Origin of the sequence: Sinomonas sp. P47F7, assembly GCF_049332655.1 — a bacterium.
Lineage (GTDB): Bacteria > Actinomycetota > Actinomycetes > Actinomycetales > Micrococcaceae > Sinomonas.
Window position 1 is genome coordinate 3,314,007 of sequence record NZ_CP186327.1, and the last position, 14,254, is coordinate 3,328,260.

Sequence of the window (14,254 nt, forward strand, 5' to 3'; positions counted from 1 at the left end):
TCGCCGTGGACCCGGTGCCTCGCATCATAGCGACGGGTCGTGACGCGGTCGTTTCGCGGAAGCGGTCATTGAGTCACTCGGGGACGGCCTCCATCACGACGGCGCTGCGCGCCGGAACCACGAATCGCTCCCCCGCGCCGGTCCGCTCCCCCACGAGGGCCGAGGCGCAGGTCGTGAGCACCTTGCTCCACTTCGCCGGGAAATACCCGCCTGGGATGAGGTACTCCACGTCATTCTCGGCCGCGTTGAGGATCACGAGCATGTCCGAGTCCCCGCGCGCGCCGTTACGCCCCGGCACGGCGTCGCCGTTGAGGAAGAACGCGAGCGACTTCGCCCACGATTCGTCCCAGTCGCCCTGGCCCATCGTCGATCCGTCGGCGTCGAGCCACACGATGTCCGGCAGCGGATCCCCCTCGGCCGGCGCAACGGGCGTCCCGTCGAAGAAGCTCCGGCGGCGGAACACGGGGTGCGCGGCGCGAAGACCCACGAGCCGCTGCGCGAAGCTCAGGAGCTCCCGGTCTTCGCCGTCCCAGTGAACCCACGAGATCTCGTTGTCCTGGCAGTACGCGTTGTTGTTGCCGTCCTGGGTCCGGCCGAGCTCGTCCCCGTGGGAGAGCATGGGCACGCCCTGTGCAAGCAGGAGGGTGAGAAGCAGATTTCGCTGCTGCCTGCCCCTCAGCTCGAGTACGCGGGGATCCTCGCTGGGGCCCTCGACGCCGCAGTTCCACGAGCGATTGTCGTCCGTGCCGTCGCGGCCGTTCTCGCCGTTCGCCTCGTTGTGCTTCGAGTTGTACGAGACGAGGTCCCGGAGCGTGAAGCCGTCGTGCACGGTCACGAAGTTCACGGACGCGGACGGCCGCCGGCCCTCCTCCTCGTACAGGTCGGCGGAGCCGGAGAGGCGCGTCGCGAGCTCGCGCAGCGTGCCGGGCTCTCCGCGCCAGAAGTCACGGATGCAGTCGCGGAACTTGCCGTTCCACTCGACCCATTGAGGCGGAAAGTTGCCCACCTGATAGCCGCCGGGGCCTACGTCCCACGGCTCGGCGATGAGCTTGACCCGGGACAGGACGGGGTCCTTGGCGAGCATCTCGAAGAACGGCGAGACCATGTCCACGTTGCCGTCCTCGCGCGCGAGCGAGGACGCGAGGTCGAACCGGAATCCGTCCACGTGCATCTCGGTGACCCAGTAACGCAGGGAGTCGATCACGAGCCGCAGCGCGAGCGGATGGCCCACGTTGAGGGTGTTGCCCGTGCCCGTGTAGTCCATGTAGTAGAACTCGTTCCCCGACACGAGGTGGTAGTACGCAGCATTGTCGATGCCGCGGAACGAGAGCGTCGGGCCCAGATGGTTGCCCTCAGCGGTGTGGTTGTAGACGACGTCGAGGATCACCTCGATGCCGGCACGGTGATAGGCCTTCACGAGGTCCTTGAACTCGGCGATCTGCTGCCCGTGGTCGCCGCTCGACGAATACTCGTTGGTGGGCGCGAAGAACCCGATCGTGTTGTAGGCCCAATAGTTTGAAAGGCCGCGCCCCACGAGGATCGGATCCTCGATCGACTGGTGGATGGGCATGAGTTCGACGGCGGTCACCCCGAGGCCGCGGAGATGCCCGACGACGGCGGGATGCGCGGCACCGAGGTAGGTTCCCCTCAGCGCGGCGGGCACCTCGGGGTGAAGCCTGGTGAGTCCCTTGACGTGCGCCTCGTAGACGACCGTCTCGTTGTAGGGACGCCGGGGCGGCCGGTCGCCTTCCCAGTCGTACTGCCCGTGGTCGCACACGACCGAGAGGAGCGCGCTCGGGAGCGAATCGGTCTCATCCTTCGTCGCGGGGGCGCCCTGGACGTAGGCGTGCAGCGCCGGCTCACCCGTGTACGTCCCTGCGATCGCGAGGGCGTACGGGTCCACAAGGACCTTGGCCGGGTTGAAGCGCAGGCCGCGGTCCGGTTCCCACGGTCCGTGCACGCGGTACCCGTAGAGCTGGCCTTCCCCCACGCCGGCGACCTCGCCCTCCCAGCGGACGGCGCCGTCGGCCTCGCCGACCTTGGCGAGATCGACGCACGACTGTCCCCGAGCGGAATCGATGAGGCAGACTTCGACGCGCTCGGCTTCCGGGGCTGTCGCCAGCGCGAAGACGGTTCCCCGGTCCGTCAGACGCGCCCCATAGGGCTGCTGCTCCATGGCTCGACCCTAACCCACCAGACTGACACTTTGGCTAGGAATCCCCCCGGCCTTGGGCGGCCCGCCCTTCACAGTCCATGTGAGGTTCGTCACAAAGTGAAGCTTCCGTAACGCCCATGACACGCGTTTGCGTAACCGCTTACACTGGATGCGAATTCCGGCGTGGGGGCAGTTAGCAAAGGATGCCATGAGCTTCCGTAGCCTCGCACTCGGGGACAAGGTCACGTTCGAGGACACTGGCCCCAAGCCCTTCAACGTGCGCGCCATCTCCCCCGACCAGCGGATGGTCATTCTGAGCCGACCCGTCGACGGCACCGACGCGGTCGAATACACCATGATCGACTGGGACCGCGGGGCCCGCGGACTCGACGGAACCCGCGGCAGAGGCCACCTCGTCGGCTCCGGGGTGCACCGCAATCTGTGGCGGTTCTTCCGCGGCGTCACGACGGACGCCCCGGCCACCCAGACGGTCATGGACTTCACGCTGTGGGTGGCCGTCTCGATCGCCGCCGTCAACGGTCGCCCGTAGGGTCAGCCTCAAGGAGACCGAGGGAATCAAGCAGTTCGCGGAGCCGCGCGATCCCGCGATCGGGCGCGTACCGCTCCTTCCAGCGCGCATAGGCGCGGTCGACGACGTCGCTCGCCGGAAGGGTCCTCGTCGCCTCGGCGATGACGTCCGCGAGATGGCGTGAGTCGCCGGCGCGCGCGACCCAGGGGTAATCGGGCCCGACGACGTCGGGCAGCGCCCCCGCATCCGAGACGATGACCGGGACGCGCGCCGACATCGCCTCGGCGACCGCGAGCCCAAAGCCCTCGGGGACAGTCGAGGGGCACACGAGCAGGTCGATCGTCCCGAGGAACTCGTCCGCCGGCATGCGCCCCACGCGCTGGACCGAGCCCTTGAGCGCCGCGAGGCGGCCTTCCACGATCGCGCGCTCGCGGGCGTCCACGAAGCGCGGCGAGCCCGCGATGCGGAGCCAGAAGCGATAGGGCGCCTGGCGGTTGAGGGACACGAGGGCATCCGCAAGGAGGTGGATCCCCGTGGCCTCCGAGGGGCGCCCTACGAAGCCCACCCGCACGGGCCCCTTCCCGCGCGGCACACGGACCACCTCGAGCTCGGCGACCCATGGCTCGAGGACGCGCGCGTTACGGAAATGCTGGCCGAGGAACTCAGACGGCACAACCGTGGCGAGGGCCCGCAGCCGGGCCAACCGTGCCACCGTGCGAAGCGGGCCTGTGGGAACTCTGTGGACGTGCACGATCCGCCCCGGAAGGCCCGCCGTCGCGGTCGCTGCGAGGAGCCCGTGGCACCACAGGACCCCCTCGCGACGCTCGCCGCGCCACCGTCGCAGAGACCGGGCGTACTCGGCGCCCGCTCGGCCCTCGATCGCCTCGGCTTCGAGGCCGCGCTCGCGAGCCGCCCGGACCACGTCGCCAGGCTCAGCCGGGGCGACGACGAGCGGCTCCGCGCCGAGCTCGCGCAGCCCGGCGGCGATCGTGAGCAGGACAGCCCCGGCGCCTCCCATCGAACCGTCACTGGCCGCGAGAATGATGCGCCGTCCCATGCGAATGTCCCCCCTGTGAAGCAACCACGTCCGCGCGCTGGGGCCGCTGATTCCGCGACTCGAGGCACGGGGAAGACGGCTCGCCGCCCTCAGGGACATCCTAGGACGCGAGGCGCGCCACAGCCCGGCGCACGGCCTCGGCGAGCTCCGTGGCGCCGAACGGGCCTGCCTCCGAGGCCGCTCGCCCCGCGAGGCCGTGGATCACAGCGGCTGCCGCGGCGAGGTGGACGGGGCGCGCATCGGGGGCCGTCGCGAGGAGCGCGCCGAGCACGCCCGTCAGAGTGTCCCCCGAGCCGGCGGTGGCGAGGTAAGGGTGTCCCGACGACTGGACGCACACCGTGCCGTCCGAGGCCGCGCACACCGTGGCGGGACCCTTGAGGAGGACCGTCGCCCCGAGCCTCTCGGCGGCGAGCCTCGCCCAGGCCACGGGCCGCGCCTCGACATCGGCGCGCTCGACCGTGGGCCCGAGCCGCGTGAGGACCGCCGCGAGCTCCCCCGCGTGCGGCGTGAGGACGGCTCGCCCCGCGAGGGGCGGACCGGGGATGCGCTCAAGCCCTGACGCGTCGATCACCACGGGGAGGCCCGAGCCGACGGCAAGGTCGAACGCGCGCTGTTGGCCGGCGTCGTCGGCGATTCCTGGGCCGACCGCCCACGCCTGCACGCGCCCCTCCGGCGAGCCCGACGCAACGACTTCGGGATGGGCGGCAAGGACCGCCCGGCGCACGTGCGGGGGCCCGACGTGGCGGACCATCCCAACACCCGTCGCAAGGGCCGCCGCCGTGGTGAGGACCGCCGCGCCGGGATACTGCTCCGACCCGGCCACGACCCCGAGGACGCCCCTCGTGTACTTGTGCCAGTCGTCGCGCGGGCGCGGAAGGAGCGCGGCGACGTCGGCTTCCTCGAGGACGAAGGCGTCGGGCTGCACGAAATATGGCCTGAGGCCGATGTCCACGACCTCGATCCGGCCGGCGAGCGCTCGTCCCCGCCCCACGAGCAGCCCGGTCTTGAGTGCGCCGAATGTGACCGTGACGTCCACGGGCCAGACTCCCGCCGACGCGACGCCGGTGTCCGCGTCGAGGCCCGAGGGGAGGTCGCACGCGACCACGAGTCCGTCCGGCCGCGGGAGGGGCGGCGTGAAGTCGCCGCTCGCGCCTGTACCGAGCACGGCGTCGATGGTGACGTCGGCCGGCGGCAGCGCACGCTCGACGCGACCGCCCGCCGCCGTGAACGCGGCGAGGCCTCCGGGGTGGGCCACTCCCGAGGTGAGCACCGCCGTCGTCCGCACTCCGCGGCCCGCGAGCTCGGCGAGCGCGAACAGCGCGTCGCCGCCGTTGTTTCCCTTGCCGACGACGGCGGCCGCGCGCGCGCCGTACAGCCGCCCCCTCGTGCGGAGCAGCTCCGCGACGAGTACGCGGTAGAGCCCGTGCGCGGCTCGCGCCATGAGTTCGGGGCCACGCCCCCTCTCGAGCAGCGGGCGCTCTGCCTCGCGGATTTGCGTCCCGGTCAGCGCGGTGATCATCGGCGCGCGGGGTGGCGGCCCGTCAGCTCTCGGCGACGACCATCGCGGTGGCGATGCCGCCGTCGTGCGACATGCTGAGGTGCCACTTGCGGACGCCGAGGCTCTCCGCGACGGCGAGCACGGTGCCCGTGATCTGGACGGTGGGGCCTGAGGCGTCGAGGCCGATCCAGCAGTCCTGCCAGTTCATGCCGGCCGGCGCGCCGAGGACCTTCGCGACGGCCTCCTTGGCGGCGAAGCGGGCCGCGAGCGAGCGGGCGTTGAGCTCACGCTCGGCGGGAACGAAGAGGCGATCCCGGAGCCCCGGGGTGCGCTCGAGCTGACGCTCGAACCGGTCGATGTCCACCACGTCCACGCCGATGCCGATGATTGCCATGAGGCCTACTGTAGCGTCCGCGCTCACGCGAGCCGGTCCGGGCGCGGCGGTCCCGTCCCTTCCTGCCCAGTCTGACCGGTGGCTGCGCTGTGCCCGCCAAAGCCGCACCCCGGGAAGGCGCCTTCCGGAGATCAAGGTGGGCAGGAGCGGACACCCCTCACGGCGGCATTGGCCCTCCACAGCACTCGAAGCTATCGTCCCATCCACATAGCCGTAAGTAGGCCTGCCCCCGCACCCGACGAACCGCTGCGATGGGCTCATGGACCTACATGCGTACATCACGTCGCTCGGCGGTGTGGCACGGACGAGAACCCTCATCGAGGCCGGCTACACGAAGCGAGACATCGCCGCCATCGCCTTGGATTTCAGAAAGCCCATCCGGGGCATCATCGCCCTCCCGGGCTGCAATCCAGACTTCATGTTCGCCCTCCTGCACAATGGGCTCCTTACCTGCGGGTCGGCGGCCGAGTTCTACGGCCTGTGGATCCGGACCAGGCCCGCGCGGCGTCATCTGGCCTGTGCACACAGCAGGTCAGCGGCGTTCGTCGCGCATCGAACGAGGCGATTCCCTCCGCACGGGCTCCTCCCCGTCGCGTCCATCGAGGACACCGTCCTCCACGCGTTGGGGTGCCTCGAGGTGCCGCAGGCGGTCAGCGTCGCCGAGTCGGCACTCCGGTCGGGCCGGATCGATGCGGACATGCTGCGGGCGTGCCTCCGCGGAAGCCGGAGCGCGCGGGCCCGTGAAGCGCTCGCCCGCGTTGACCTCACCGCCGAGTCCCAGCCGGAAGTCGAGGCGAGGCTACTGTTTCAGGCCCAAGGATGGGCGGTCGAGGCGCAGGCACGGATCCCCGGCGTTGGACGCGTGGACTTTCTGATCGAAGGCCGCGTCATCGTTGAGATCGACGGGCACGCATATCACAGCACAAGAGAGCGATTCATTGAAGATCGCAGGCGACACAACACGGCAACCCTTCGGGGTCTCCCCACCCTCCGGTACCCGCCGGAGGTGGTCTGGAACGATCCTGGACGAATCGTGTCCGAGGTCCAGGCCCTCCTCGGGATGACCGCAGCGTAGGTTTCGCGTCCCTTCGTGCTCAGTTTGGCGACGGGGCCCGCGCCGCGGCAAGAGTGAGCCGCCCGAACGCGCCAATCCGCGTGACGGCACCGCGTGTGCGATGGCGCGCGGTCGAACAAAGTGGGCAGGAAGGGACGCGGTCACCTTGCCGGACTAGGGTGGGCCGCATGGAACCCGAAACGAATTGGGCCATCAGCATCCTCGAAGACGGCTTCGGCCGGGTCCGGGAGGGCGTTGAGCACGCCCTCCTCGGGCTCTCGCCAGACCAGCTGGTCCGCCAGCCCTCCCCTGCAGCGAACTCGGTCGGGTGGCTCGTGTGGCATCTGTCGCGGATCACCGACGACCACTTCGCCGCCCTGGCCCACGTGCTCGGCGGCGGCGAAGCGCCTCGACGGAGGGAACGCGTCATGCCGCCGGGGCAGCTGTGGCCGGAGTGGCAGCCCCGCTTGGGCACGCCGTACGCCGAGGGAAGCACGGGCTACGGGCACACCGCCGAACAGGTAGCGGCCTTCCCGCGGATCGACCCCGCGCTGCTGTCCGACTACCACGCGGCGGTCCACGATCGCGCCCTCGAAATCGTCCGGGGCCTCGCCCCAGGTGACTTCGGAACGATCGTCGACTTCCGCTGGGATCCACCCGTCACGGTTGCCGTCCGGCTCGTGAGCATCCTCAACGACGCGACGCAGCACATCGGCCAGGCCGCCTACGTCAGGGGGCTTCTGACGTTCCACTGACTAGGCGGCCAAACCTGACCAAGCTGCCTCAACGGCCTTGGCTACCGCTCCCCCGACCTACTCGACGGTGACGGACTTGGCGAGGTTGCGGGGCTGGTCCACGTCGTAGCCCTTCGCGGCGGCGAGCTCGGCGGCGAAGATCTGCAGCGGGACCGTGGTGAGCAGGGGCATGAGCAGCGGCGGGGTCTCCGGCACGTACACGACGTGCTCGGCGTAGGCGCGCACGGCCTCGTCGCCCTCCTCGGCGATCACGAGCGTGCGCGCCCCGCGGGCCCGCACCTCCTGGATGTTGGAGACGACCTTCGAGTGCAGCGAGTCGCGTCCGCGCGGGGAGGGGACGACGACGAAGACCGGCTGGCCCTCGTCGATGAGCGCGATCGGGCCGTGCTTGAGCTCGCCGGCCGCGAAGCCCTCGGCGTGCAGGTACGCGATCTCCTTGAGCTTGAGCGCGCCCTCGAGCGCCACCGGGTAGCCGACGTTGCGGCCGAGGAACAGCACGGACTTCTCGTCCTTCATGCTCCGGGCCAGCTCGCGCAGGGGCTCGGCGTTGTCCAGGACGGACTGGATCTTCTCGGGGATCTTGTTCAGGTCCGCGAGGACGTCCTTGATCTGGCCCGTGAAGATGTTCCCGCGCAGCTGGGCGAGGTACAGCCCGAGCAGGTAAGCGGCCGTGATCTGGGCCAGGAACGCCTTTGTCGAGGCGACGGCGATCTCCGGGCCGGCGTGAGTGTAGAGCACGGCGTCGGATTCGCGCGGGATCGTCGAGCCGTTCGTGTTGCAGATCGAGACCGTCTTGGCACCCTGCTCGCGGGCGTAGCGCACAGCCATGAGCGTGTCCATCGTCTCGCCGGACTGGCTGATCGAGACCACGAGCGTGTTCTTGTCCACGATCGGGTCGCGGTACCGGAACTCGTGCGCGAGCTCGACCTCGGTGGGGATCCGGCACCAGTTCTCGATCGCGTACTTCGCGACCATCCCGGCGTACGCGGCCGTGCCGCACGCGAGCACGATGATCTTGTTGACCTGCCTGAGCTCGGCGGCGTCGATGCGGAGCTCGTCGAGGATCAGGCGGCCCTGCACGTCCGAGCGGCCCAGGAGCGTATCGTGCACCGCGGCCGGCTGGTCGTGGATCTCCTTCTCCATGAACGAGGGGAAGCCGCCCTTCTCCGCCGAGGCCGCGTCCCACGAGACCTCGAACTCCTTGCCCTCGGCGGGCCGGCCGTAGAAGTCGGTGATCACGAACGAATCCGGCGTGATCGTAACGATCTGGTCCTGGCCGAGCTCGACGGCCCGGCGCGTGTGGTCGATGAAGCCCGAGACGTCGGAGCCCAGGAAGTTCTCCCCCTCGCCGAGGCCCACGACGAGCGGCGAGTTCCGCCGGGCCGCGACGACCACGCCGGGCTGCTCGGCGTGCACGGCCAGGAGCGTGAAGGCCCCCTCGAGCCGCTGGGCGGCGAGCTGCATGGCCGCGGTGATGTCGGCGTCGGCCGAACCCCGGTAGAAGTCCCCGATGAGCGCGGCGGCGACCTCGGTGTCCGTCTCGGACGCGAACGCGATGCCCTTCGCGGCGAGCTCGGCCTTGAGCTCCGCGTAGTTCTCGATGATGCCGTTGTGGATCACGGCCAGACGGCCCTGGTCGGCCAGGTGCGGGTGGGCGTTCGCGTCCGTCGGCCCGCCGTGGGTGGCCCAGCGCGTGTGCCCGATGCCCGTCAGGGTCGCCGGCAGCGGGTGCTCCTCGAGCTCGGCGATCAGGTTCCCGAGCTTGCCGGCCTTCTTGCGCGACTCCACGACCCCGCCGGCCACGACGGCGACTCCCGCCGAATCGTAGCCCCGGTACTCAAGGCGGCGCAGGCCCTCGATCACGACGTCAAGGGCACTGTGATCGGCGATCCCGCCGTTCGCACCGCGGCGCGAACCCGCACTCCCGACATAACCCACGATTCCACACATGCGGTTCATCCTACCGGGCGCGCATTTCGCTCTGCGCAGCCCTGTTGGCAGAATCACCTGAGTGAGTCTGCACAAGAGCGAGTTCGACGGCGACGGCGCCACCCCGTTCGTCGAGCTCGACCGCGTCCGCTGGTCGCAGCTGGCGAACCGCATGGAGCAGCCCCTCAACCAGGAGGACATCGACCGCCTCCGCGGCCTGGGCGATCCCCTCGACCTGCGCGAGATCCGCGACGTCTACCTCCCGCTGAGCCGCCTGCTCGCGCTCTATGTCGAGGCCTCGGGCGAGCTCCACTCGGCGACATCGACCTTCCTCGGCGAGCAGACCCAGCGCACGCCGTTCGTGATCGGCGTGGCCGGCTCGGTCGCGGTGGGCAAGTCCACGATCGCCCGCGTGCTGCGCGAGATGCTGCGCCGCTGGCCGTCGACGCCGGACGTGCAGCTCGTCACAACGGACGGCTTCCTGTACCCGCTCGCCGAGCTCACGCGCCGCGGCCTCCTCGACCGCAAGGGCTTCCCGGAGTCCTACGACCGCCGCGCCCTCCTGCGCTTCGTCGCCGAGATCAAGTCGGGCGCCGAAGAGGTGCGGGCGCCCTGGTACTCGCACCTCACGTACGACATCGTGCCCGGCCGCGAGGTCGTGGTGCGCCGGCCCGATGTGCTCATCGTCGAGGGCCTCAACGTCCTCGCGCCGGCCCGCCCGCGCACCGACGGCACCACGGGCCTCGCGCTGAGCGACTTCTTCGACTTCTCGATCTACGTGGACGCGAAGACGAGCTACATCGAGGAGTGGTACGTCCAGCGCTTCCTCAAGCTGCGCTCGGGGGCGTTCGCGCAGCCCGAGAGCTACTTCCACCGCTACGCGTCGCTGTCCGATACTGAGGCGGTGAAGACGGCCCGCGGCATCTGGAAGAGCATCAACGAGCCAAACCTCGTCCAGAACGTCCTGCCCACGCGCGGGCGGGCGCAGCTGGTCCTCACGAAGGATTCCGACCACTCGATCCGGCGAATGCTCCTGAGAAAGGTCTGATTCATGGTCGACGGCGCCGAGCGCCTTCCGGGCGGAACCCCGACTCGGCGCGTCGTCACCTTGGCGGCGCTCGGCCTTGGACTCGCCGCGTGTGCGCCGGCCTCAAGCGCTGCGGCACGGACGACGGCGGCCGGCCGGCGCCGTCGACCGCCCCGCCTGCGACTTCGACGCAGGCCGCGAGCCCCACGGCGCCCTCCACGGCCGCCGCGACCCCCACAGGCGAGGCGGCCGCGCCGTCCACAGGCGAGGCGGCCACGCCGTCGCCGCAGCCCCCGGCGCCCTCCCCGACGCCTCCGGCACACTCCCTCACTGACCCGACGAGCCAGTGGGTCGTGGTCAACAAGCGGCGGCCGCTCGCGCCACGCGCGTTCGCCCCCGAGCTCGCCCAGCCCGACGTCCCGCTCGCCATCAGCGGCGAAGGCGCGCTGCTCAACCCGACGACGGCACACGCGGCCGAGGCGCTCTTCGCTGCCGCGGCCACCGCGGGCGTGGGCATGACGCTCGCGAGCGGCTACCGCTCCTACGCGACCCAGCAGGCGACGTACGCGAGCGAGGTCGCGGCGCAGGGCCAGGCCCTCGCCGACGTCGCGTCGGCCCGCCCGGGATATTCCGAGCACCAGACGGGCTGGGCGTTCGACCTCGGGGCGGCCGGCGGGACGTGCTCGTTCCAGCCGTGCTTCGCGGACACCCCCGCCGCGAAGTGGGCCGCGGCCCACGCGCACGAGTTCGGCTTCATCGTCCGCTATCCGTGGATGCTGCACGGGATCACGGGGTACTTCTACGAGCCGTGGCATCTGAGGTTCATCGGCGTCGAGGCCGCAACGGAGATGCGCCAGAAGGGCATCGGAACCCTCGAGGAGTACTTCGGTCTTCCCGCGGCACCGACGTACTGAGGCGGGTTTCGGGCGCCTGGGACCCACCGACACAGAGCGGGTGGTTACCTGCAGTTCACAAAACAGTCCGTATGGCCACGCTATTGTTGTCGCCATGCTGAGCGGATTCAAAGCTTTCATTATGAAGGGCAACGTCGTCGACCTTGCCGTCGCCGTCGTCATGGGTGCCGCCTTCGGCGCGGTCGTGACGACCTTTGTCAACAACGTCCTCATGCCGATCATCTCCCTCATCGTGGGGCAATCGAACTTCGACAACTTCCTGGTCTTCGGCCCGGTCAAGATCGGCGTCTTCCTCACGGCCCTCGTCAACTTCGTCCTCGTCGCGGCGGCGATCTACTTCGTCATCGTGATGCCCATGAACCACATCATCGAGCGTCGCAACCGCAAGCTGGGCATCAAGGAGGTTGCCGACGAGGAGCCCATCGACCCGCAGATCGCGCTCCTGACGGAGATCCGCGACGCCCTGGAAGCCCGTCGGAACTGACCCCCACTGACGCCACACGGCCGTCCACCCTCACGGGTGGGCGGCCGCTTTTCGTCGCACCCAGAGAATTCCCAGCAAAAGAGAATAAGAAAACAAAATTGCAGCGTGCGCGGCAATCCTAATTTGCCACTCATTGCAATCACGCCTAGACTAACGCGAACCGCCTGTGCCCCGTGGCCTACTTCCGCTTGACTTCCAGGAGCCGCCCATGGAACCCTCGGCCGAATACTTTCCCCCAAATTCACATCGCGTTCACGGCCGCCGGGTCGTGCCGCTGGGCCCTGCCGAAACCGCCCCTCCGCCGCAGGTGAGCCTGCCCGAGGAGTGGGAGCCTCGGTACCCCGAGTTCGGCGGGCCGACCGACCGCGGCCGCCGGTCCGTCGAGCGCCCGCGCCGCCGCGGGCGAGTGCGCCGGTTCCTCAAGATCACGGGGATTGTGGTGGTCGTCGCGTTCGTGGCGAGCATCCTCACGACCATCGCGTACAACTGGATCACGCCGCCGCGCACGTCCTACATGTTCCAGGCCGGCGAGCCCATCGTGTACCAGTACGTGTCCATGGACCACATCAGCCGGAACACGATCGCGGCCGTCATTGCGCACGAGGACGAGGAGCTGGGGACCCGCGTCGGCGCCTTCACCCAGGCGGACTTCCAGGCCCGAGCCCAGGCCTTCGTCGACGGCCAGCCCGATCCGAGCGGATCCACCGTGCCGCAGCAGCTCGTCAAGAACATCTTCCTGTGGCCAAGCCATGATCCGCTGCGCAAGGCGATCGAGGCCGGGCTCTCGGAGGAGTTCGACTTCCTGCTCCCCAAGCAGCGCATCGCGGAGCTCTACCTCAACTACGCGCAGTTCGGCCCGAAGCTCTTCGGCATCTGCGCGGCGAGCTGGTATTACTACAACACCCCGCCGTCGCAGCTCAACCCCTACGAATCCGCGCAGCTCATGGGCGTGCTCCCGGACCCCGACAACGTGCGGCGGGCGCCGGGCGGCGGGCTCGACATCAGCGCCAAGGGGGACCCGCTGGCCGTCGACCTCATCAACGGCGCCGCGAACGTGTGGGTCCCGCGCCAGCTCGAAGGCATGGGCGGGTGGCGGGCGGCCGTGGCGACCATCGGCATCAAGGACGAGGCCTCGGCCCACGCGGCTACCGAGAGCGGCCCCGACGGGTGCTCGACGATGCCGCAGGGCGTTTCCCAGCGGCTCAAATCGGAGGGCGTGAAGTAGCCCACGCCGAAGAGGCGAAACTAGAAAAGGCCCGCGTGGGAAAAATCCACGCGGGCCTTTTTCTGGGGAATTTATATTGCCACCAACTCGACAATTCCGTAGGCCCCGGAATCGATGACCCGGCCCCGGATAAAGCCGGAATCGGCCGCGAGGGCGAAGAATTCCTGGGCCGAGCGCTGCCGCCCCTCGGTCTGCGCGAGCATCATGACGTCGGAGATCGAGACGGGGAACTCGGCCCGGTTCGGCTCCTGAAGCCACTCGAGCACGAGCACCTTCGCCCCGGCCGGGGCCGCCGAGCGCACTGTGCTCAGGATCCGGCGGCACTGGGCGTCGTCCCAGTCGTGGAGCACGTCCTTGAGCAGGTAGACGTCCGCGGCCGCGGCGAAGCCCGTGAACAGGTCCCCCTCGACCGCCGTGACCCGCTCGGCCACGCCGCGCGCCGCGAGGTACTCCCCCGCTCCCCCGAGTGGGCCGGGCTGGTCCACGAGCACGCCGTGCAGGCCCGGGTGGGCGCGCAGCACCTCGGCGAGCATGGCGCCCACGCCGCCGCCCACATCGCACACGGTGCCTTCCGCAGGCCACGGATAGGCCGCGACGATGAGCGGCGCGGCCATGAGCGTCAGCTCGCGCATGGTCCGCGCGAAGCCGGCCTCCTCCTCGGGATGGGCGGAAAGGTACTCCCAGATGGTCTGCCCCGTCGCGGCGTTGAACGCCGGCTGCCCGTCGCGGAGGGTCTGCGGGAGGCGGGCCCACCCGGCGAGGACCATCGCCGACGTCGAGTAGCGGATCCAGGCCGCCATCGAATGCGGGTGATCCACGAGCAGGAGCCGCCCCGTCGGCGTGAGCGAGAAGCGACCGCGGCGGTCCAAGCTCGTGAGCCCGTAGACGGCGAGGCCTCGCAGCACGCGGTGGACCGTGTCGGCGTGCAGTCCGAGCCGCCCGGCCACCTCGGCGGCCGTGTGCGGCCCGGCGGAGAGCGGCTCGAGCAGGCCCGTGTCCACGGCCGCCCGGAGCAGCATGACGGGCGCGACGCCGCCGCTCACCTCCAGTAGCCGCGCCTGCGGCGGTGCGAGGAGGGCGCTCGCCCGGGTGAGCCCGGAGCTCAGCCGCTGGGCGAAGCGGACGACGGCGGGTGGCGGCGTGCGCATGGCGCTAGCCTACGCGCCGCCCCCGCCGAGCGATCCCCTCGAGGCGGGCGAGCAGGGGCGGGCGAGCAGGGACGCGCGAGCACGG

Annotated in this window: 13 protein-coding genes; 7 read left to right on the forward strand and 6 right to left on the reverse strand. The window is 70.1% G+C overall.

Annotated features, from left to right (window positions below; all coding sequences use genetic code 11):
• Positions 1–73: 73 nt before the first annotated feature.
• A complete protein-coding gene (gene glgX, locus ACOKR1_RS15470; protein ID WP_422933854.1) occupies positions 74–2,176 on the reverse strand; it encodes a glycogen debranching protein GlgX in 2,103 nt (700 codons plus the stop codon).
• Between the two features lie 187 nt (positions 2,177–2,363).
• Here glgX and ACOKR1_RS15475 point away from each other — a divergent pair, with 187 nt between their 5' ends.
• Complete coding sequence (locus ACOKR1_RS15475) at positions 2,364–2,705, forward strand: hypothetical protein (protein ID WP_415856332.1); 342 nt, start codon at positions 2,364–2,366, stop codon at positions 2,703–2,705.
• Here ACOKR1_RS15475 and ACOKR1_RS15480 read toward each other — a convergent pair.
• From ACOKR1_RS15480 to ACOKR1_RS15490, 3 genes are all read right to left on the reverse strand, one after another.
• On the reverse strand, positions 2,689–3,741 hold the full coding sequence (locus tag ACOKR1_RS15480) for a glycosyltransferase family 4 protein (protein ID WP_422933855.1): 1,053 nt from the start codon (positions 3,739–3,741) through the stop codon (positions 2,689–2,691). The two genes, ACOKR1_RS15475 and ACOKR1_RS15480, sit on opposite strands and share 17 nt — an antisense overlap.
• Positions 3,742–3,841: 100 nt before the next feature.
• On the reverse strand, positions 3,842–5,260 hold the full coding sequence (locus tag ACOKR1_RS15485) for an NAD(P)H-hydrate dehydratase (RefSeq protein WP_422933856.1): 1,419 nt from the start codon (positions 5,258–5,260) through the stop codon (positions 3,842–3,844).
• A gap of 22 nt (positions 5,261–5,282) precedes the next feature.
• Positions 5,283–5,633: a holo-ACP synthase gene (locus tag ACOKR1_RS15490; protein WP_415857173.1), complete on the reverse strand. Its 351-nt coding sequence runs from the start codon at positions 5,631–5,633 to the stop codon at positions 5,283–5,285.
• A gap of 259 nt (positions 5,634–5,892) precedes the next feature.
• Here ACOKR1_RS15490 and ACOKR1_RS15495 point away from each other — a divergent pair, with 259 nt between their 5' ends.
• Both ACOKR1_RS15495 and ACOKR1_RS15500 read left to right on the forward strand, forming a co-directional pair.
• On the forward strand, positions 5,893–6,708 hold the full coding sequence (locus ACOKR1_RS15495; RefSeq protein WP_422933857.1) for an endonuclease domain-containing protein: 816 nt from the start codon (positions 5,893–5,895) through the stop codon (positions 6,706–6,708).
• A 167-nt stretch (positions 6,709–6,875) separates the two neighbouring features.
• Positions 6,876–7,442 carry a mycothiol transferase gene (locus ACOKR1_RS15500; RefSeq protein ID WP_422933858.1) on the forward strand — a complete coding sequence of 189 codons (567 nt, stop codon included), beginning with the start codon at positions 6,876–6,878 and terminating at the stop codon, positions 7,440–7,442.
• Positions 7,443–7,499: 57 nt separating this feature from the next.
• On the opposite strand, the gene glmS is transcribed toward ACOKR1_RS15500, so the two are convergent.
• Entirely contained in the window at positions 7,500–9,392 is a 1,893-nt protein-coding gene (gene glmS / locus ACOKR1_RS15505) for a glutamine--fructose-6-phosphate transaminase (isomerizing) (RefSeq protein ID WP_422933859.1), read from the reverse strand.
• A 61-nt stretch (positions 9,393–9,453) separates the two neighbouring features.
• Between glmS and coaA the strand changes: the two genes are divergently transcribed.
• The 4 genes from coaA to ACOKR1_RS15525 all read left to right on the forward strand — a co-directional run bounded on the left by coaA (position 9,454) and on the right by ACOKR1_RS15525 (position 13,021).
• On the forward strand, positions 9,454–10,419 hold the full coding sequence (gene coaA, locus ACOKR1_RS15510) for a type I pantothenate kinase (RefSeq protein ID WP_415857425.1): 966 nt from the start codon (positions 9,454–9,456) through the stop codon (positions 10,417–10,419).
• An 89-nt stretch (positions 10,420–10,508) separates the two neighbouring features.
• A complete protein-coding gene (locus ACOKR1_RS15515; RefSeq protein WP_422933860.1) occupies positions 10,509–11,312 on the forward strand; it encodes a M15 family metallopeptidase in 804 nt (267 codons plus the stop codon).
• A gap of 94 nt (positions 11,313–11,406) precedes the next feature.
• The gene (mscL, locus tag ACOKR1_RS15520) at positions 11,407–11,796 is read left to right on the forward strand and encodes a large conductance mechanosensitive channel protein MscL (protein WP_422933861.1); all 390 of its coding nucleotides are present in this window, start codon (positions 11,407–11,409) and stop codon (positions 11,794–11,796) included.
• Between the two features lie 208 nt (positions 11,797–12,004).
• Complete coding sequence (locus ACOKR1_RS15525) at positions 12,005–13,021, forward strand: transglycosylase domain-containing protein (RefSeq protein ID WP_422933862.1); 1,017 nt, start codon at positions 12,005–12,007, stop codon at positions 13,019–13,021.
• Between the two features lie 71 nt (positions 13,022–13,092).
• Here the strand turns inward: ACOKR1_RS15525 and ACOKR1_RS15530 are convergent, their stop codons facing one another.
• On the reverse strand, positions 13,093–14,169 hold the full coding sequence (locus ACOKR1_RS15530) for a methyltransferase (protein ID WP_422933863.1): 1,077 nt from the start codon (positions 14,167–14,169) through the stop codon (positions 13,093–13,095).
• Between the last annotated feature and the right edge of the window lie 85 nt (positions 14,170–14,254).